The 19,582-nt window shown below is 53.6% G+C and carries 20 protein-coding genes and 1 tRNA gene; 9 read left to right on the top strand and 12 right to left on the bottom strand.

Translation table 11 applies throughout. The features are described from left to right. Positions 1-33: 33 nt before the first annotated feature. Positions 34-750, bottom strand: a complete 717-nt coding sequence (locus ABJI30_RS06775) for a helix-turn-helix domain-containing protein (protein WP_348016424.1) — start codon at positions 748-750, stop codon at positions 34-36. Positions 751-1,307: 557 nt separating this feature from the next. Between ABJI30_RS06775 and ABJI30_RS06770 the strand changes: the two genes are divergently transcribed. Further along, positions 1,308-1,568, top strand: a complete 261-nt coding sequence (locus tag ABJI30_RS06770) for a helix-turn-helix transcriptional regulator (RefSeq protein ID WP_348016423.1) — start codon at positions 1,308-1,310, stop codon at positions 1,566-1,568. Between the two features lie 48 nt (positions 1,569-1,616). Here ABJI30_RS06770 and ABJI30_RS06765 read toward each other — a convergent pair. Next, a tRNA-Tyr gene (locus ABJI30_RS06765) sits at positions 1,617-1,702 on the bottom strand. A gap of 177 nt (positions 1,703-1,879) precedes the next feature. On the opposite strand from ABJI30_RS06765, the gene rlmB reads away from it, so the two are divergent. Beyond that, positions 1,880-2,629, top strand: coding sequence for a 23S rRNA (guanosine(2251)-2'-O)-methyltransferase RlmB (rlmB, locus tag ABJI30_RS06760; protein WP_348016422.1), 750 nt, complete (start codon positions 1,880-1,882; stop codon positions 2,627-2,629). A gap of 19 nt (positions 2,630-2,648) precedes the next feature. Continuing rightward, positions 2,649-3,569 carry a hypothetical protein gene (locus ABJI30_RS06755; protein ID WP_348016421.1) on the top strand — a complete coding sequence of 307 codons (921 nt, stop codon included), beginning with the start codon at positions 2,649-2,651 and terminating at the stop codon, positions 3,567-3,569. A 74-nt stretch (positions 3,570-3,643) separates the two neighbouring features. Here the strand turns inward: ABJI30_RS06755 and ABJI30_RS06750 are convergent, their stop codons facing one another. After that, positions 3,644-3,961 carry a 2Fe-2S iron-sulfur cluster-binding protein gene (locus ABJI30_RS06750; RefSeq protein WP_348016420.1) on the bottom strand — a complete coding sequence of 106 codons (318 nt, stop codon included), beginning with the start codon at positions 3,959-3,961 and terminating at the stop codon, positions 3,644-3,646. 105 nt (positions 3,962-4,066) lie between these two features. Here ABJI30_RS06750 and ABJI30_RS06745 point away from each other — a divergent pair, with 105 nt between their 5' ends. Beyond that, complete coding sequence (locus ABJI30_RS06745; RefSeq protein WP_348016419.1) at positions 4,067-4,684, top strand: DNA-3-methyladenine glycosylase 2 family protein; 618 nt, start codon at positions 4,067-4,069, stop codon at positions 4,682-4,684. Between the two features lie 6 nt (positions 4,685-4,690). Here ABJI30_RS06745 and ABJI30_RS06740 read toward each other — a convergent pair whose 3' ends face one another. Genes ABJI30_RS06740 through ABJI30_RS06725 form a run of 4 tightly spaced genes read right to left on the bottom strand, consistent with a single transcriptional unit; the run spans position 4,691 to position 8,328 of the window. Next, entirely contained in the window at positions 4,691-5,467 is a 777-nt protein-coding gene (locus tag ABJI30_RS06740; RefSeq protein ID WP_348016418.1) for an SDR family NAD(P)-dependent oxidoreductase, read from the bottom strand. Further along, positions 5,460-5,996, bottom strand: a complete 537-nt coding sequence (locus ABJI30_RS06735) for a hypothetical protein (RefSeq protein WP_348016417.1) — start codon at positions 5,994-5,996, stop codon at positions 5,460-5,462. Before ABJI30_RS06735 ends, ABJI30_RS06740 begins: the two co-directional genes overlap by 8 nt. Beyond that, positions 5,993-7,546: an ABC transporter permease/substrate-binding protein gene (locus ABJI30_RS06730; protein ID WP_348016416.1), complete on the bottom strand. Its 1,554-nt coding sequence runs from the start codon at positions 7,544-7,546 to the stop codon at positions 5,993-5,995. The genes ABJI30_RS06735 and ABJI30_RS06730 overlap by 4 nt, the downstream gene beginning before the upstream one ends. Beyond that, the gene (locus tag ABJI30_RS06725) at positions 7,543-8,328 is read right to left on the bottom strand and encodes an ABC transporter ATP-binding protein (RefSeq protein WP_348016415.1); all 786 of its coding nucleotides are present in this window, start codon (positions 8,326-8,328) and stop codon (positions 7,543-7,545) included. Before ABJI30_RS06725 ends, ABJI30_RS06730 begins: the two co-directional genes overlap by 4 nt. Before the next feature lie 109 nt (positions 8,329-8,437). Between ABJI30_RS06725 and ABJI30_RS06720 the strand changes: the two genes are divergently transcribed. Continuing rightward, on the top strand, positions 8,438-9,268 hold the full coding sequence (locus tag ABJI30_RS06720) for an SDR family oxidoreductase (RefSeq protein WP_348016414.1): 831 nt from the start codon (positions 8,438-8,440) through the stop codon (positions 9,266-9,268). Between the two features lie 3 nt (positions 9,269-9,271). Here the strand turns inward: ABJI30_RS06720 and ABJI30_RS06715 are convergent, their stop codons facing one another. Then, the gene (locus tag ABJI30_RS06715) at positions 9,272-9,619 is read right to left on the bottom strand and encodes a 4a-hydroxytetrahydrobiopterin dehydratase (protein ID WP_348016413.1); all 348 of its coding nucleotides are present in this window, start codon (positions 9,617-9,619) and stop codon (positions 9,272-9,274) included. Positions 9,620-9,659: 40 nt separating this feature from the next. On the opposite strand from ABJI30_RS06715, the gene ccmA reads away from it, so the two are divergent. Together ccmA and ABJI30_RS06705 are read left to right on the top strand one after the other, a co-directional pair. After that, positions 9,660-10,274: a heme ABC exporter ATP-binding protein CcmA gene (gene ccmA, locus ABJI30_RS06710; RefSeq protein WP_348025412.1), complete on the top strand. Its 615-nt coding sequence runs from the start codon at positions 9,660-9,662 to the stop codon at positions 10,272-10,274. Further along, positions 10,274-10,921 carry a heme exporter protein CcmB gene (locus ABJI30_RS06705; protein ID WP_348016667.1) on the top strand — a complete coding sequence of 216 codons (648 nt, stop codon included), beginning with the start codon at positions 10,274-10,276 and terminating at the stop codon, positions 10,919-10,921. Before ccmA ends, ABJI30_RS06705 begins: the two co-directional genes overlap by 1 nt. 65 nt (positions 10,922-10,986) lie before the next feature. Here ABJI30_RS06705 and ABJI30_RS06700 read toward each other — a convergent pair whose 3' ends face one another. After that, positions 10,987-11,664 (bottom strand): TetR/AcrR family transcriptional regulator, encoded by a 678-nt coding sequence (locus tag ABJI30_RS06700; RefSeq protein ID WP_348016411.1) that lies wholly within the window; start codon positions 11,662-11,664, stop codon positions 10,987-10,989. 30 nt (positions 11,665-11,694) lie between these two features. Beyond that, complete coding sequence (locus ABJI30_RS06695; protein ID WP_348016410.1) at positions 11,695-13,458, bottom strand: DUF3604 domain-containing protein; 1,764 nt, start codon at positions 13,456-13,458, stop codon at positions 11,695-11,697. A gap of 275 nt (positions 13,459-13,733) precedes the next feature. Here ABJI30_RS06695 and ABJI30_RS06690 point away from each other — a divergent pair, with 275 nt between their 5' ends. Continuing rightward, on the top strand, positions 13,734-15,971 hold the full coding sequence (locus ABJI30_RS06690) for a TonB-dependent receptor (RefSeq protein WP_348016409.1): 2,238 nt from the start codon (positions 13,734-13,736) through the stop codon (positions 15,969-15,971). A gap of 114 nt (positions 15,972-16,085) precedes the next feature. On the opposite strand, the gene ABJI30_RS06685 is transcribed toward ABJI30_RS06690, so the two are convergent. Then, complete coding sequence (locus ABJI30_RS06685) at positions 16,086-16,844, bottom strand: competence/damage-inducible protein A (protein WP_348016408.1); 759 nt, start codon at positions 16,842-16,844, stop codon at positions 16,086-16,088. Positions 16,845-16,895: 51 nt separating this feature from the next. Further along, positions 16,896-18,584: a sulfatase-like hydrolase/transferase gene (locus ABJI30_RS06680; protein WP_348033147.1), complete on the bottom strand. Its 1,689-nt coding sequence runs from the start codon at positions 18,582-18,584 to the stop codon at positions 16,896-16,898. 143 nt (positions 18,585-18,727) lie between these two features. On the opposite strand from ABJI30_RS06680, the gene map reads away from it, so the two are divergent. After that, the gene (map, locus tag ABJI30_RS06675; protein WP_348016406.1) at positions 18,728-19,555 is read left to right on the top strand and encodes a type I methionyl aminopeptidase; all 828 of its coding nucleotides are present in this window, start codon (positions 18,728-18,730) and stop codon (positions 19,553-19,555) included. Positions 19,556-19,582: the final 27 nt, after the last annotated feature.

The following is a 19,582-nucleotide window of genomic DNA, read 5'->3' as shown; positions in this document are numbered from 1 at the left end:
AAATTCTCCGAATTGGCGGTGGGCCGAATTTGCTCACGCAGCCGTGCGGTTTCCGAGACAGATATCGGCGGCAGGGTGCACGTCGGTGCATGGGCTGGAGCCAGAGCTGTCCTGATACTCTCCAGCCAGACGGCAAAGCCCTCCATAATCGGCGATCGCCACTGCATGCCGACCGTTCACGATGATCAAACCCCGGCGAGCGAGGTCGCTAAATGTCCGGCTGATGGTATGTATTGTCAGTCCAAGAAAGTCTGCGATATCGCTTCTCGACATTGGCAAACGGATGTTCTGATCATCTGCTGCCTGTTGTTGAAGACACAGCAGAAAGGCCGCGAGTTTTTCAGACGCTGTCCTGTGACCCATGATGAACAAATATCTTTGCGCACTCGACATCGCCCGGAACAGCATCGAAACTGTCTCATCCAGATGGGGAGCTGGCCTTTGTTCCGTGGCAATATCACCAACGCGGTAACAGCGAACAGTCACTTCGGTGACAGCTTCAGCAGCGGTTCCGTAATAGCCATAATCCGCACCAAAGACATCTCCGCTAAAGAAAAAGCCCGTCAAATGCCGGTTGCCATCCATGTGAAAGCGGCACGTACGTACGGTGCCACGCAGCACTTCATACCAGCGCGTTGCTTTCTGTCCTTCATCGAAGATCAGCTGTCCCGGCCGGAACCGCAATGCGGTGGTTCGTAGATGTGATGATAGTCCCGGAGTACCCGGGGAAGTGGATAAAGTAGCTTGCATACGTGCTGCCTCCTTGAAAGACTTCAGCACGACCCTCTTTCCGCAGACAGCAACTTTCTGTCCCTGCGTCCTCAAATGCGACCTTCACGTTTCTCCTTGTTTTCTGCCATTTGTTTACGGCAACCAACCCGATCCGGTCCATCCCGTGATTCCCCTGCCGCGATCCCGTGCGCAGAATCGCAGGTAATTTCCCGCGGCAGAAATCACTAAGCAGAAACACCCACAAAACAGCACACTAAATGTAAAATGGCGTAAATTCAGAGAGTTGGCTGGGGCAATTCTGTCCTATCCGTGCCGCGAGTCCGGGGGTTAAAACCCTAACAATTACGAAGCAGACATGTTAATACTGTGGGTCCGGCGAGAACTCTGTGGAGGGAACCACCGTTTATCGCACCAGAAGGGCCATACAGGCTTAGTAGTTTCATGCGTACTATTCCGGTGAACTTGCAACGCGCGGGCGTGGCGAGTTTTTGACAGGGCCGGAAGATAAAATTGGGGCACAAAAGATTCGGAAAGCAACATCATGCGTTCCGATGCAAAAGAAAGTGAACCAGTTCATGTTACAACAAATAAGTTTGAACAATGGTCCGGTCCTCACAGCTCGAGAATCGGAGATACTGGAATATGTCGCACAAGGGTTGTCGACAAAGGAAGTGGCTCAGCACGTCGGCATAGCTCCGCGCACAGTCGACCGGCATGTCGAGAATGTTCGCTTGAAGCTACGGGCAAAAAACAGAACCCACATGATCGCGTGCGCGGTTATGGAAGGTTTGCTGGCAGTCGACCGGGTTGAACCAGATCAGGCCGTCAACGGCTAACGCGATGCGCATCAATCTGGTCATCATGATCGGATGCATTTCAGCAAATGGTGGACAGGATAGGATTCGAACCTATGTACGCTTGCGCGGGCAGATTTACAGTCTGCTGCCTTTAACCACTCGGCCACCTGTCCCCAAACATATCCATGCATCGCATTTCAATGATTGCGTTTGCCGCTTTCCGGCAAGTGCGGCTCAATGACGAAACCACGCCTGCCTGTCAATGCCCTGTCTCACAATATGACTGACAAAATCAGCATATTGCTGGAAAAAAGGGCTGTGCCGAATACCGGGAAGCGCTAGAGGGGCTTATGGCACGGAAAAACAAATCAGTTAAAAAAACGGGCGGCGGTCTCAAATTTTGGGGTCGTCATGCAATTGGCGCGGCGCTCGACAATCCGCGTCGCGTGATCAAGAAGATTTCCGGAACCCGGGAGGCGCTGGCTACACTCGATCTGCCGGAGGGCTTGCCCGTTGTCTATTGCGACGTGGCTGATCTGGGACGCATGGTTGCACGCGATGCCCCCCATCAGGGCATGGTTGCGGATGTCGACCCGCTTCCTGATATCTGGCTTGGTGATCTGCTGGACGATGCCTCGGCAGCCGGACGCCCGATCCTGTTGCTCGATCAGGTCACGGACCCGCATAATGTAGGTGCCATATTGCGGTCTGCGGCAGCTTTTGATGCTGCCGCTATCGTGACCCAGGATCGCCACGCACCACCGGAATCCGGAACATTGGCCAAATCAGCATCGGGAGCACTCGAAATTGTTCCTTGGATTCGGGTAGTCAATCTTTCCCGCGCCCTGGATGAGATTGCGCAGGCTGGTTATTGGCGTATCGGCCTAGACGGCGAAGGAACAGAATTGCTTTCTCAGGCGATGGGAAACAGCAAGCTCGCACTTGTGATGGGCGCAGAAGGCGAAGGCCTGCGCCAGAACGTCGCTGCACATTGTGATGTCATTTCCCGTTTGCCAATGAGCGCACGCATGGAAAGCCTCAATGTTTCCAATGCGGCGGCCATTGCGCTTTATGCTGAATATACGAGAACAAAAGACTAGAAAACCAGGGAGAACAGTCATGAAACAAGCACTGAAGATTGTAGCAGCGTTATGCACACCGCTCCTGCTGTCAGCTTGCCTGCTGATACCGGGGACATTCGATTCCAAACTCACAATGATGAAAGATGGGAGCTACAGCTTCGTCTATAACGGCCAGATGCAACTTTTTTCCGGTGATGAGAAAGGCGGCATTGGCGGCAGACAAAGCTATGCGCCCTTCGATCCGGCAAGCACCGAATGCTCCAGCAGAACCCACAATGAAACCGGGGAAGTCACCGAACTGGATTATGGCTATTACGGTTCGGACTCAACCGATGATGATCCGAATGACAGCTATCGCTATCAAAGCCGGGAATGCTCGGAAAAGGAAATTGCCGCAAAACGTAAACAACATGAAGATCGCGAAGCACGGCGCAAAAAGGATGACGACGAGAAAAAAGCGGCCATGGGCGCCATTTTTGGCGGTGCCATTCCTGGTGATGACGAAAGTCTCAAGAAATTTGCAGACCAGCTCGCCAAATATGATGGCTGGAACAAAGTCGAATATGTCGGTGACGATCTGTTTGAAGTCGAATACGCAGTTTCTGGCCGATTCGATCAGAATTTCTCGTTCCCATCGCTTCCTGGCGCGACCATGCAATTTCCATTTGTTCAGATCATCAGGCGGGCTGGCGGTGAGCTGGAAATACTGACACCGGCACTGGCTGGGCCGGGCGGACTGTTCGGCGCGATGGCGATGAAGGAAATGTCACGAGAAAAAATGCCGGACATGAAACCGATTGAGGGCAATTTCGTGATTGAAACCGATGGTGAGGTCCTGAGCAATAACAGCGCGGATGGTTATGCCAGCGAAGGCGTGAAAAAAACACTCCAGTGGAGCCTTGGTGAAGAATCCATGTTCCAGGAAAGTCCGCGCGCGATATTGCGACTGGAGCGCTAGACAACGCTGCAATCACAAACAAAAAAGGGGAGCAATGAATGCTCCCCTTTTTTGTTTGTGATTGCAGTTCGAGATCAATCTTCCGGAGCGATCGCAACCTTCAGACCGTCCAGAGCATCGGTGACTTCAATCTGGCAGCTGAGCCGGCTATGCTCATTGCGATGATCACTGCTTTCAAGCAGATCATCTTCGTCTTCGCTCATCTCTGGCAACTTGGCTTTCCAGTCGGAATCCACATGTACATGACAGGTTGCGCAGGAACAGCAGCCGCCGCACAATGCCAGCAACTCATCAAAACCATTGTCGCGGATCGCTTCCATGACATTGATGCCGCTGTCTACTGTCACTGATTTTTCTTCTCCGGAACGGCCGGTGACCATGATCGTTGGCATATATACCCCTCAAGCTGTCTGTTATTTCAAAATCCGGCACGCTATGTCCGCTGCGCGAGAAAGAATCAAGGCCCGAAGCAGCCAAAATTGAGAGGAACGCAGGCAATGGGCCTATCAAAAGAGACGATACGGACCGGCCTGGATGCCGTTGGAAAGCTGGAACCTCGACTGGCAGCCGCGATTTCGTCGTCTGGATATCCTGAACCGCGGATCAATCCTCCGGGTTATCAAACGCTTCTTCGTACCATCGTAGGTCAGCAAGTCAGCGTCGCTTCCGCCGCCGCAGTGTGGAAAAAGCTGGAAGCGCGACTGGGCAAAGGATGCCCGGCCCAAGAGGTGATTGCGGCGGAATTTGACGAACTGCGGGCCTGCGGACTGTCGCGGCAGAAACAAGGCTATGCCCGCAGTCTGGCCGAGCTCATCCTGTCCGGCAGACTGGACCTTGACAATCTGCCGCCAGATGACGAGGCAGCCATCGCTCTGCTCACACAGGTCAAGGGAATCGGGCGGTGGTCAGCAGAGATCTATTTGCTGTTCGCACAAGGGCGTCCGGACATCTGGCCTGCCGGCGATCTCGCCATACAAGTCGGGGTCGGAGATTTTCTCGGAATGAAAGAACGACCATCCGAACAGGAAATTCGCGACATCGCCGAAGCCTGGTCCCCACATCGCGGCGCCGTCGCGATTTTCACCTGGCACCATTATCATGTGATGGTGATGTAGCGCCGGTTACAGATCGAGCGGATGATTCCACCAGGCCGTGTCCGTAAAGGCACGCATATCCAGTTCGAACGTCCATGCCGAGCGGTGCTGATGAGCAATGTGAAAATATGTGTCGGCAATGGCAGACGGTTCCATGATTTCATCTTTGCCCTGCGCCTTGGCTTCGAGAAGCTTCTCGAATCGCTCCTGGCCCAAAAGTTTCCCGAGCGTGTCCGGCGCATTCACTGCGCTATCGATCAATATATGGGCAATATGAATGTTCTTCGGTGCAAATTCAGCGTTAAGAGCCTGACATAGCATCCGCCGTCCGCCCATCGCCGCAGCATGGCTGGACTGGCCGGCATTGCCGCGCATGGCAGATGTTGCAGAAGTCACCAGCAATGCACCACCGCCGCGCTGTTCCATCAGCGGGAACAGTTTCTGTGCGACCCGGAAAACGGCAAATGTCCCCATGCGCCAACCCAGTTCAAACGTTTTGAGCGGTGTATCCGCGACACTGCGATTTCCTATCTGGGCACCCAGATTATAGACCACAACGTTGATCGGACCGATATCGGCTTCGATGTCGTCGATCAGTTTCTCGATGGCACCATCATCCACTGCATTTAACAAATGCCCCGAAGCCGTGCCTCCGGCCTGCTCGATCTCTGCCACCATATTGTCGAGACCGTCCTGATCACTTCGACGGCAAAGCGCGGCATGATATCCTTCTCTGGCAAAGCGTTTGGCAACATGACCGCCAATTCCGGCGCCGGCCCCGATTACAAGGCATATATCAGTCACTATTCCCTCCCAGTTTCACCAGCCCCGGATTCATTGCCAATACTTCTAGCATGAACGATTTGGGCTTTTTCCAGTTCTTGGTTTTGCTGTTAAATTTGTAACCGAGCAGCGCGATTGCCTCACTCGCAAAATGCACGCAATTGCGCTTGCCCAGATTGTAACTCTTCTGCGGCATGGTTCGCCATTTTTCGACGAGGCCAATCAGTTCACGATATTTGTTGTCGTCAATTGTCACCGTGAAATGCGCATTGCTTTTCGCGACATATTTCAGCTTGGGTGTCTCAACCTTGCCTTTGACCGAGCCCCACAAAATCCCCGGTGAAACATTGACCGCGGTAAAGCCGTAGCTGGTATCTACCGTTTCACCATTCTCCAATTGCCCCTTTAGAACGAAGAATGCGTGGGGAAAGTTTTTCCCGAAATCATGGGAGTAGAATGTAACATCCACCTGCGCTGCGACTGGCGATGCGACCAGACAAGCCAGAGCAAGAAATGGCATCCGCAACATCCACAACAAACGTATAATCACTCAGTTACCTTCCCTGCGCCAATCTTTCTATCCAGCCATTTCGCAGCCTGCATTGGCGTTTTTTTATCGGATTCGCGATCAACCATATAATTGGCTTCCCGCATGTTTTCTACAGAAATGGCCGCCACCAGCGGCTCGACTGCTTCGACAAATTTTCGATCCCTGCTCCGTGATGGCGACACCAGAAGCATGGCCTCATAGGAGGGAACAGCCCCTTTCGGATCCTCGAGTACGACAAAATTGTTCGCTGCAATCCGGCCGTCGGAAGAAAAGGCTGAAATAACATCTACCTCACCGCTGGATAGGGCGGGATACATGAAGGTGGGATTAAAGGATCGTTCGGCCCGGAAACGGATTGGATAGGCTGCCTGCACCATCCGCCATTCCGGACGTTCCAGAAACTCCAGATCCGTGCCAAATGTCATTTCCGGCGAACGGCGTGCGAGGTCATCAAGCGTTGTCACAGCGGGACCACCATCGGCCGGTGCACGAACCGCAAAGGCATAGGTATTTTCAAAGCCCAATGCGCCAATCACGGCGACATCATGCTGGGCTTCGCTCCATCGCGAAATGTCATCCACCATTTGTTCGGGCGTAACAGTATCGGTTCGCTTCATCTGGTTGGTCCAGAGCGTTCCTGAGTAATCAACATAAATATCAATATCATTCCCGGCCAAAGCCTGAAACACAACGGCCGATCCCAGACCATCGCTGTAGCGCACCTCATAGCCCGCCTTTTCCAGCCGCCCCCCAATCAACCGGGCGAGTATAAACTGTTCGGAAAATCCTTTGGCACCGATCACCACCACGTCAGCTTTCCGATCTGACAAACCCGGAAGCACCGTCACCGCGAGACCGAGCGCGAGCAATCCCGATCCAACCCATTTCCAGATCATGCGCCGGTCCCGTATTCCTTTTTCGACAAGGCCCAAAAGCAGGTCGACAAGTATCGCGAGACCGGCAGATGCGAAGCAACCTGTCAAAACCAATGTCCAGTTTTGTGTTTGTAACCCGGCAAAAATCAGATCGCCCAGACTGGCTTGTCCAACTGTCGTAGAAAGCGTGGCAGCGCCGATCGTCCAGACCGCTGCGGTCCGGATTCCCGCCATGATGGTCGGGGCTGCCAATGGCGCCTCGACCAGACGAAGTTTCTGGAAGGCGGTCATGCCGAGCCCGTCAGCGGCCTGCTTTGCTGCCGGCGAAACACCCGTCAATCCGGTCACCGCATTGCGCAAAATCGGGAGCAGCGCATAAAGCGTCAGAGCCAGCAGGGCCGGAAGGAAGCCAAGCGCGGAAAGTCCGCCACCCAAAACAACCGAAAGCCCCAGTAGTATCGGATAGAAAAGGGCGAGCAAAGCCAACGCAGGAATGGTCTGGATAAGGCTGGCGAGTCCCAATATGACGGTCGCAACCCTGGGTGCTCGCGCCGCCCAAACTGCCAAGGGAAGGCAAATGAGCATTGCCAGAAGAAGTGCCGAAAAGCTGAGCTGAACATGGGCCGAAAGCAGGTCGGGAACACGTGCAAACGCCTGCTGCCAGGCCAGACTCATGACGATTTGACCAAAGCGCTGAGATGGGCAGCCTGGGCCCTTGGAATAGCCACCAGCGCTTCTGCTTCAGGCCCTGCCAGACCGGACATCAGCTCCGCCGGCGTCGCGTCAGCCTTTATCTGCCCTGCTTCCATTACAAGAATGCGATCGGCCAGATACAATGCTTCAGCCATATCGTGCGTGACAATGATGGTCGTCAGCCCCAATCTGTTGTGCAGTTCTTTATACTGCCCGACCAGGCTGTCCCGGGTAACCGGATCGAGAGCACCGAAGGGCTCGTCCAGGAGCATCAATCCGGGACGTGTCGCCAGCGCCCGTGCCACACCGACCCTCTGTTGCTGCCCACCACTCAGCTGATGCGGCATGCGGTCCGCCATGTCTGGTGGTAGTTCAACCAGCTCCATCAATTCAGCTATCCGCTCGCGCTGCCCGGACTTCGCGCCCGCCAGTTCAAGACCAATGGCGATATTCCGGGAAATCGTCATATGCGGAAAAAGTCCGATATTCTGAAAGACGTACCCAATATGCCGGCGCAATATATACGCCTCTTGTTCGCGAATATCCTCACCGCCAATTTCAATAGAACCGGACCCCGGTTCAACCAGCCGATTGATCATCTTGAGCAACGTCGATTTGCCAGACCCTGACAGTCCGACCAAAGCAATCATGCTGCCCGCGGCGATATCAAGCGTGACATTATTGACAGCGCGCACCGAACCAAAGTGCCGACTGAGTTCGCGCAACTGAATTGCAGGACCGGAAACGGAAGGCGAGACTGACATCGATGCGACTATTGACGCGCTTTCAGTCAGATGTCCAATCGCACTTGACGAATGAGTTCAAAACGTCTGCAATGAACACCAATGTAAATAGAAGGGGCGGGAATTTTAAATGGCTTATCAAAGTGGACAGAAATGCATGTTCGTAACCGGAGCTGCTTCGGGACTGGGCCGGGAAGTTGCGCGCTATTTTGCCAGCAAAGGCTGGTTCATCGGGATTGCCGATATTGATGAAAGCGGAATGGCGGAAACTGCCAAAATGTTACCGGATGGCCAGAGTAGTCTGCATGTCCTCAATGTCACGGATCGGGGGCAATGGAAATCCGCCGTGGCCGAGTTTACGGCGATCACCAGCGGTCAAATGAACGTGCTGTTCAACAATGCCGGAATTGGCAATGGCGGTCCGATCGAAGAAATGACCGACGAAGATATTGATCTGATGATAGCGATTAATTTTACGGGCGTGATTAGCGGAACCCGGGCCTGTTTTGAAGCGCTCAAGGCAACTCCCGATAGCTGTATTCTCTACACTGCTTCTGCCGCCGGCATTTACGGCGTCGCCGATCTCAGCGTCTATAGCGCGACAAAATTTGCTGTACGCGGTCTGGCCGAATCACATGATATCGAATTCAAGAAGCACGGGATAAAATCGCGGTCGCTGATGCCTGGTTTTATTGATACCAATATCATCTCTGACGTGGCGGAAGGCAGCAATCAGACTGGCAAGGAACGGCTGGAGGAGGCCGGTGTTCTTGTCAGTCCGGTTTCAATCATTGGTCCGGCGGCCTGGGAAGCTGTTCATGGCAAGAAGGTTCATACACCAGTCAACAAAATGGCCAAACAACTGGCATTTGCCGCGCGCTGGATGCCGGGCCGGTTGCGCAATCAACAAGCCCAACTTGCGGATATCGGAGAAGTGCTTGCGCCTACCGAACAGAATTGACGCCTAGACGAAAGTTTCAATCACAGTTGCCAGATCGATATCGCGTTGGGACAAACCGCCATTGGCACCGGCATCATGGGTCGTCAGTGTGATGTCGACTTTGTTGTAGACATTGAACCATTCCGGATGGTGGTCCGCTTTCTCTGCATGCAGCGCGACACGGCTCATAAAGGCAAAGGCTGCCGTAAAGTCGGCAAATTGGAATGCACGACTGATTGCGTCTCGTTTGCTGTCATAATCCCAATTGGGCAATTGTGCGAGAGCGGCTTCGCGTTCCGACTGACTCAATTGTGCGACCATATTACAATACTCCTGACCGGCCCTATTCACTTGGCAGGGCGATGTTTTCATGTCTTAAGTCTCTCGCATGAACACCGGGGCGTCAACCGAAATGCAAAAAGCACATGAAACGTCGCTGACCGCAACGTCCCTTTCGTGCGTGCGCGGCGGGAAAATGCTGTTCCGCAATCTCGATTTTGCACTCGAACCGGGGCAGGCCGGATTGCTGACCGGTCCGAACGGTGTCGGAAAGTCCAGCCTGTTGCGTCTGATTGCCGGACTGCTGCCTGCTTTTTCCGGAGAGATCCAACTGCCTGGATCAGTCGCATTATGTGATGACCAACTCGCGCTGGATGCGCAATTGCCGCTCGAACAGGCGATGCAATTCTGGGCACGCCTCGACGGCAAAACCGCGGAAGACACGCAGAGTGCCTTGATCGCAGCCGGACTGGATCATCTCGCAGAAGTTCCGATCCGATATTTTTCCACAGGACAGCGACAACGCGCGCGACTGGCTCGGACCTTTTTGAGCGCGGCAAATCTGTGGTTGCTCGACGAGCCTGCCAACGGGCTGGACAGCAGCTCGGTGGCTATGCTGGGCAAGACTTTGCAAGGTCATCTTGATCGAGGCGGAATGATTTTGGCGGCCAGTCATATCACCTTGCCCATCGCCACCGATCTGCGCCTGGACCTCCAGCCACTGGACAGAATGGACACTGAATCGTGATTTCGACATTGCACATACTGATCGGGCGGGATGTACGTCAAAGCTATGCCAGCGGCGGGACCTGGCTGCCGGTGATCTTTTATCTGTCAGCCGCAACGCTGTTTCCTTTCGCAGTTGGTCCCGACCCGGATCTGCTCCTGCAAACCGGCGGCGGTATCCTATGGATTGCTGCATTGCTCGCCACCCTGCTACCGCTCGATCGCCTGATCCAGCCAGATTTGGACAATGGACTCTATGACCAGTTGATTGTCCGCGGACTGACCGACGAGCTCATCGCTTTTGCCCGGCTGATTTCCCACTGGCTGTCATTTGGTCCGCCGCTGCTCCTGGCGGCCTTTCTGGCAAGCGGGCTCATGGGGCTGGAAGGCGCCCCGTTGATCATCTTGCTCGCAAGCCTCGCCATCGCAACACCGGCCCTCGCCGGTCTGGCCGTCATGATCGCCGCCCTGACCGCGGGGCTTAAAGGGGCAGGAGCATTGGGCGGTCTGCTGCTGATCCCGCTGGCCATTCCGTTGCTGATATTCGGTGCGGGAAGCCTGTCAGATGCCAGCGGCAGTGCCTTGCTGTTTCTGGGCGCAGTATCGCTGCTGCTGGTCGCCATCACCCCGTTCGCAGCAGGCGCGGCCTTGCGGGCAGTGCGTGAATGATCAGCGCTAACTTTTAGCAGACTGGTCCGGCACGCATTGGGAATCTATCGATATCCGGTTTCGGCTTAAGCGCGCGTACCCAGCAGCACTTTGACGGAGTCGATAATCGATACCATGTTGTCCGGCGACGAATTGTAGAAAGAAACCGTATTAATCGCACCTGCTGTAATGGCCATCAACAGATCGCCGGCTATCGCAATGTCCGTATCCTTGGGCAGATCGCCACAATCTACTCCTTCAATGATCAATGCACGAAACACGCTTGCTGATTCTTCTCGCAAGTCACGGATTTCTTGAAACTTTTCGGGCTGCTGCTGCAGTTGACTCAACACGATGACGCCGATCATGGGAAAGCCTGAAGATTTACCATGCAAAGGCGTGACCGCTTCCAGAAGTTTGTTGAACTTGTCTTTCCAGGAACCCTTGCCGGCAACCGCTGCATTGATCGTTTGATTATAGATCCGCATGCGGTCTTTTATGGTCTCTTCAAAAAGGTGATCTTTAGAATCAAAATGCCTGTAGATTGCCGCACCAGTCATCCCCGCCGATTTGGCAACAGTTGCCATGCTTACGTCGGAATAGGCTTTCTCGTTGAAATGCTTTTCTGCTGCTTGCAAAAGGCGTTTTCGCGTGTCCTTGGCATTGCTGCCAAATGGACGGCCTCTTTTTTTGGATGGTACCGGAATATCTCTGTCAGAATTCATCAATTCACCGTTGGCAATCCCGGAAGCATTGGTCAACATGAATGCATAACGGCGGTCGAGAAAAGATCGCTAGGATGGCTGGTACCAAATTGGCGAGCTATAGGCTCGCTCTTGGGTTACCAGCGGAGCATCCTTCGGCGGTTTCACTTTGAATTGCACGGCATCATAGAGGGTCCAGCGCGGTGTGGGAATTTCCAGCACCCGGACATAATAAAAGGCAGAAAGCGCAGAATCAAAATCTGGATCTATCCACATGGTGGAAAGAAACGGTTCACCGATATCATTGGAATATGTTGCATCCTTGAAGTTTACGGTGTTGCCCACGGCCGGTATTTTGCCAGTCACAGGATCAACTTTCCGCTCACCGGAAAACGCCACTTCATAAATTTTTTCATGTAACTTGCCATCGCTACTGCGCCAGCCTTTGATGACTTGAACCCGATCCAGATTGGCTCCGTTCGGGTCTTTCATCGCCGTGACCATGAAGCGAGGTGCTTCACCTGCACCTGACAGAACACCGCCCATCGGAACGCCTTTGGCATAGCCGATACGGGCATAGTCAGATACTTTCAAATCTGCAGCCTGATAGTCCCAACCTCCAAAAAAACGAACGGCGATGCGGGGCCCGGTAGTCGCGTAAACTTCCTTGCGCTTGAACGCTGCGAACAACTCTTCGCGTGTGTTTGCTTTTGCCCACACTCCGACATAGCCTGAACTTGTCAGTCGCCAGTTTTCCCAGAGGCGTCCTGCCATCTTGCTGTTTAAACGCTCTTTGCTCGGCTCAGACTCGACGAATTTTCCCCAAAAGTTCACATCGTCGGAGGTAGCTAGCCCGGTGTGTGAATCGGTGCTGCCGATCAGGCCAAATTGATATGGATTAACTCCAAATTGGTCTTGCAGTTCCAATCCTTGTTTCAATCCCTCTCGCGCATATTCGCCTCCAAGCCAATTGCGAAGCTCTTCCGGATCGGTCGGCTTGGCAACCATGGATATGTTGTTTTCATCCCAGTTTTCAAAGTCGGCAAATTCATCTTCCGGTGAGAGGAGCGGGTGCGATTCTCCATCTCCCTTGACTTGGGTCGTTTCGTAAAGCGGTTCCCAGCGTGCCCGCAGATCCACATATTCCTGATCAAACGGTGATCCATCACTTTGAACATATCCGAACATATTGCCGTTCGAAATATTGCCATTATGGGCAATGGCGATGACTTCGCCGCCGGTTTTTTCCTCATAGCTGGCCAGATATCGCCAGAGATCGAGCGGGTTATTGCTGTCTGCAGCCGAGAACGGAATGGTTTGCAGGGTTTTGTCTTTGTCATCCTTGTATACGACAACCCGGTGCTGGTTGCCGCCACCAGGCATGGATGTCCACTCATAGCCTGCGAACGTCGTAAATTTACCGGGTTTGTTGTGCCGTTCCGCTGCTTCTACAAGTTCCGACCAGATAGTCTTCCTGAATGCCTCAGGCGGTTGCCTTTTTGCCTTTCCGTCACGAAGGGAAGTTACGACTTCATCCATCGGGCCAAGCGTATCTCCCGCTTCGTTCATGGCCGCCCAAGCTTTGCCTAAAGGGGTGTCCGCAATATCAGGATTGCCCTTTTCCATCCCAAGGAACACGCCGGTAAATTCTGCATGATCGGAAACCATCAGAAAGTCGAGAGGTTGCTCCAGTTTGGCTTTTTTCCCGCCATGCGCATCGACTTCCTCCCCTTGGGCAAAGCGGTAAGCATCGTCTGGACCAAACGTCTTGTTGCCGAAATTATAGCTGTCAAAGGAATAAAGCGTGTGGAGGTGGAGGTCGCCCCAGTAGACTTGCTCCGGATAATCGGTCACTTCGACCGATCCGGCTGACTTGTCGTTTTCGTCAGATTGTTGTGAACAGCCGGAGACAGACAACGCAGCCGCTACCATTCCCAATAGAAACATAGATTTATTCGGCTTTTCCACGCGTGTTCTCACCCCGTTGTCTCCCCTGTGAAGAACCGAGCTCATTCTCGGTTCCGGCCCTGTTAGTTTTGACGGTAGGCCTATTATTTATGTAAATATATATTCACTTACATAAATATGACATCGCCAAAATCAATAGGCGAAACACTTGGGAGGAAAAAATGGGTGCATCACTAAGGATACTGAAACGACAATTGGCCTATGGAACAGCATTGGGCCTGATGGGGGGAGTCGCTGCGCCTGCCCTGGCACAGGATCAAGAATCATCATCAAAAGTCAGCACCGGGAATGCGGAAATTATTGTGACCGCCCGCAAGAAAACGGAGCGATTGCAAGAAGCTCCGGTCGCAGTGACTGCAATTGGTGCCGACAGACTCGATCGGATTGGTGCTACGGATATTTCAGACTTGAGTGGCAGAGCGCCGAACGTGACCATCAACACCATCGGTAACTTTGGCAGTTCAGTTGCGGTTTTCATTCGCGGCATCGGCAATGGTGATCCGGATTCCACTGTCGATCCATCTGTCGGGATCTATGTCGATGGAGTTTATATTCCGCGCACCGCGAACAGCTCACTCGATCTGTTCGATGTCGAGCAAGTTGAAATCTTGCGGGGACCGCAAGGCACGTTGTTTGGCCGGAACACGACTGGCGGTGCTGTAAATTATCGCACAAAGCGGCCAACAGGTCAGTTTGATATTCGCGGCCAGGTTACGCTTGGCGATTTTGGTCAGAGAGATATCAAGTTCGCAGCTGAAACTCCGCTGATTGATGATGTTCTATCGGTTAAAGTTGCGGCTTTCTCACAACATTTGGATGGTTATTATCTGAATACATTTACGGGCATTCCAGGCCGGCGCAATCCAACCTCAGCGGGCAAGAGCAATACCTTTACGTTCCGCCCTTCGATACTGTTCACACCAACCGATAACTTTGAGTTGACGATAATCGGTGAATATAGCCGTGAACGCAGCGAAAATTTGCCGTCGATCAATGTGACACCACCAAACAAGCTTCTGCAAATCTTTTACAACGTCCCCTCATTCGCTCGTACTGATGATGTCCGGGCGTTTGCTTTTAACGTTCCGGGGCAAAGTGATATTGATATCTGGGGCGTAACTGTTGAAGCAAACTGGGAAATTGGCCCCGGAACTTTAACATCGATCTCCAACTATCGTGAAACGACGAAAGACATAAACAACAACGACACGGATGGAACGACAGCCCCGTTTTTTGAAACCCTGCGTGACCAACCGCATGAGCAATATTCCAGCGAGCTGAGATATAATGCAAATGTGACCGATGACCTTAACATCATCGCAGGTCTCTACTATTTCCAGCAGGAATATTTTCTCCGCAGAGACACGTTTCTCAATGTGACCAATGGACCCACAACTGCGCGCAACAATGCCATAACCGGACAAACACATAAGAACTTCGCTGTTTTTGCTCAGGCCGAATATAATATCACGCCCGAGTTAAGGGTGTCACTGGGTGGTCGCTATACCAAGGAGAAGAAGGATTTCTTTGCTACGTTCTTCACGCCCTTCCCCAACCTTGGCCCAATCACCCGCCTCGATGATACATGGTCGAATTTCGGACCCTCTGTCGGCATCGACTATCAGGCAAGTGATGACGTTCTGCTATATGCCAAATATTCAAAAGGGTTCAAAAGCGGTGGCTTCAATGGTCGCGGCGGGACCCCCGGTGCACTGGGACCATTTGATGAGGAAAGCGTCAATGCCTTTGAAGGTGGCGTAAAAGCGGATTGGTTCGACAACCGGCTGCGTACAAATGTCGCCGTCTACTATAACAAGTATACCGATCTGCAACGGACCGTCATCAGAACTCTCGCGGGGCAAATTGGAGGCAACAATCAGGAAACTGTGACCGACAATGCCGCAAGCGCTACGGTGAAGGGCTTTGAACTGGAAGTATCGGCAGTACCAATCGATGGTTTAAATCTCGATTTCTCGGCCGGTTATAACAATGCCAGCTATGATGAGTATCTTGCCGACCTGAACGGCGATACGATGATCACTGACAATTCTGATCTGGAAATATCACGAGCGCCGAAATGGACGCTGGGCGGCGGAATAAGTTATGCAGCCGACCTTGGCGGAGCCGGGATACTGACGTTCCGCGGAGACTGGACCCATGTTGGCAAACAGAATCTGCTGGTAACCGGAGCACTTGATGGTCGAATCCCCGCTTATGACGTGATTGACGCGAGTATCAGATGGGATTTGCCGGGCGATCAGGCTTATGTGAACATCTTCGTCAAAAATCTGAACAAGGAATTATACGAAGTATCCTATACGCCGGTTGGGACTTTGTTCGATTTCCACAACATCAGCCCGCCGCGTCGCTGGGGTATCACGCTGGGTTTTGATCTGTAGATCGAAACTGATTGCGAAGAAAAGGGGCGTTCTCCCAAACGCTCCTTTTTTTTGACAAACTGCAGTTGGTTCTCGCGGTTAAAACGCACGCAATTGGGAAAATGCCCAGCCGGCCTATATCCCGTCGTCGGTCACCTCGTATCCGGCATCTTCCAATCCGGACTTCAAGGCTAGCCGGCAGGTTTCAAGTTCTTCGGCATCGGTTGACCGTACGACGAAATTGGCGCCCACGGTTCCGTTTCGGAAAAAAGGATAGCTGCCGATCTGGCATCCTTCATGCGCTTTCTCGGCCACGCGCAAAACATCCGCAATCTCGCTTTCGGGGGCCCAGGCTCCCAGTGTAGCGGACAGCAGCGGCGCACCACCTTCGAGAGTTCCGGTCAGCGCATCCAGCATGCCAGCAGTAATATGGGGGACACCAGCCATCAGGAAGAGATTGTCGATCTGAATCCCCGGTGCGCCGGACATCCGGTTCTCGATCAACTCTGCACCATCCGGCACCCGGGCCATGCGCAATCGGCCTTCGTTCACTCCGCCCTTGTCGGCATAATAGCGTTCCAGTATCGCGCGAGCGGTCGGGTGGATCACAACATCCACGCCCAGCGCCTTGGCGATTGCATCGACGGTAATATCATCATGGGTTGGGCCAATACCACCAGTCGTAAACAGATAATCATTGCGTGCCCGCAGGATATTCACAGCCTCGGCAATCGCGTCCATGTCATCGGCAATCACACGAACCTCGCCCAGCCTGATCCCCTGCACGTTCAGCCATTTGGCAACTTGTGCGATATTCTTGTCCTGGGTTCGACCGGACAAAATCTCATCGCCAATGACGATCAGGGCAGCGGTATAGATACGGGAAGTGTTCATCGCGCTGGATATAGAGAGATTACAGCAATCATCAAAGCTTTTGTGTGGTCACTATCGGTCTGTCTGGTTCTTTTGATAGTCACCAACCGGCGGGCGAGCGACATTCTCCAACGGAACATGTTTCCAGACCGGGCTACTTCCCAGCCTCGCATTATATCGCACGTTAAATGTAAAGGGATCGGCCTCCCCGGACAGTAGATCCGGCCCGTAAACCGGCAGGATGTCTGACTGCTGAAATCCCATGAGAGACAGCAGTGTCGGGAATATCCGGTAATGGCTCATCCGGTCATGCCCGGCTTCAGCGGCGGTCCGCCATGTTGTCTGTTCTGCATCCGGCCCGTTGATCACGACAAGCGGGACGACGGCCTCCTCGATAGCCGGGTTGGGTGTACAATGGGTGGCCGTTCCATTGTCCGGATTCTCATGCAGATGCTGGCCGTGATCGGATGTGTAAATGATAGTGGCGTTGCTCAACTGCGCGCCAGCGAACAACCGGTCAAAGAACTTGCCGACACTCCAGGTCAATGTGTTGCGATAGCTGTTGCGATACAGCCGCCAGTTCCCGGCGGCCCCGTCGAGTTCATCGGGGACTGCCATATCAGTCACATCGGCAAAACTTCCGCGCGGGAGAGCCGGGGTGAACCACTTGTGACTGTCCGGGTATTTGTCGTTGACCGGGAAATGCGCGCCCACCTTGTTGACCAGAATGAATTGCGGTTGATCATCATTCAGCAGCTCTGCCAGTTGCAAGGCCACGGCCTGATCCCTGTCGACAACCGGGACATCCGCAAACTGGACCCATTGGCCGATCAACTGGCGCTCTTCGTCATCCATCTGGTTTTGATAGGCTCTGCCGGTTCTTTGCGCGTCGAGATAGACGGTCTGCAAGCCGGCTTCCGCCGCATAGGCCCAGATTGATGGCATTGTGCGGGCGGCTTCCTGATAGTTTTCGCGCGTCCCGCCAAAGCGCATGCTGAGATTGGATCCGACACTGCAATGGGTAATCGAGACCGCCAATCCGAAATTGTGGATGGATGCGAGCTTGGGCGATCCTGCGAGTCCGGAATACACGCCATGCTCGTCGTTGATATCCAGATACGCTCCGGCAATGCTTTCGTCGATGATCAGCACGATATCGCGCTTTGGAGCCGCAGTCAGAGGCGGCAGGGCAACAGTCTCTCTTTCTGCATCCGATGTCACGACCAGTTCATAACCTTGCAGCAAGGTGAAGCTCAGCCCGGAATGCGACGACGGCAGACCACTGCCCCCCTCGCCGCCTCTGAAAAACAGCAGCACGGTCAGCGCCAATATCACCGGCAGGGAGATCAGGGCGGACAAACGGGTCAGCCAGTGACCCTGCTCCATCGGCCGCAAGCCAACACCGACCAGCAGTAACCCGGCTTTGGTCGCGGCCAGCAACATGACCGGCCATTGCTGCTGGAACGCGCTGCCCAGATCACCGGCACTTTGCATCATGGTGACAAAAGCATCATAGGCCATAAAGTCACCGACAACCCATTGATAGCCATCAACCAGCCAGGATCCGCTTGCCAGCAGGATCGCCAACAGCCAGCGCAACGACGGACGGACGATAAAGGCCGCTCCGATCGCGCTGATCAGACAGGTGATGAACAGAACAGCATATGCGACCAGCCCGGTAAGCTGGACCTCCGGCGTGCTCAGCATCTCGATCCGGCGCACAACTTCCCACCCGCCAAGCAGCAGGGACAGGAGGATCAAAAGAAGTTTCCAGATGTTGCGCATCATGCTTTCGAAATTTGGAAATAGGAAGCTATTGCATAGACAAACAGGGTTAATTTTCGCCAAATAGCGGCTTGAATTCGGGTATCGCCAAACCCGATCGAAATGCTTATATGAAGGCTATGACTGATTATCTGACCGTAGAAGAAGAAACACCGCAAAGCCGCACGGGTGCCATTAAGCTGCATGGCCCCGAAGGATTTGAAGGTATGCGCAAGGCCGGTCGTCTGGCCGCGGAAATTCTCGATGCACTGGTTCCGCATGTTGTACCCGGCGTGACTACCGGCGCTCTGGATGACATGGTTCGTGACCATGCATTTCGCGAAGGTGCCGTGCCTGCAACGCTCGGCTATCGTGGATTTACGCATAGCTGCTGTACCTCGATCAACCATGTCGTGTGCCACGGCATCCCGGGTGAGAAAAAGCTGAAAGAAGGCGATATTGTCAATATTGACGTAACCGTCATCGTCGATGGCTGGCATGGCGATACCAGCCGCATGTTTTTGATCGGCAAAACCCCGGTCAAGGCCAACCGGCTGGTACAGACCACCTACGAATGTTTGATGCTGGGGATTGAACAGGCCAGGCCCGGTAACCGGATGGGAGACGTATCGCACGCGATCCAGACCCATGCCGAAGCCAATCGGTACAGTGTCGTTCGCGATTTTTGCGGACATGGTCTCGGCCAGATGTTCCATGATGCGCCGGAAGTGGTGCACGCGGGAAGGCCCGGAACCGGGCCGGAATTGCGTCCCGGCATGTTCTTCACCATCGAACCGATGATCAACATCGGCAAATATGCCGTGAAAATGCTCGAAGATGGCTGGACCGCCGTTACCCGTGACCGGTCATTGTCGGCACAATTTGAACATAGTATCGGAATTACCGAGACTGGCTGTGAAATTTTCACCAAGAGTCCGACGGATCTGGATTGTCCGCCCTACAGCTGATCTGCCGTATTTCTCCCGCGCGCACTT

Source organism: Parasphingorhabdus sp., assembly GCF_039968395.1.
Classification (GTDB): domain Bacteria; phylum Pseudomonadota; class Alphaproteobacteria; order Sphingomonadales; family Sphingomonadaceae; genus Parasphingorhabdus.
The sequence above is the reverse complement of the archived record's forward strand: the minus strand, read 5'-3'. Positions and strand labels throughout refer to the sequence as shown.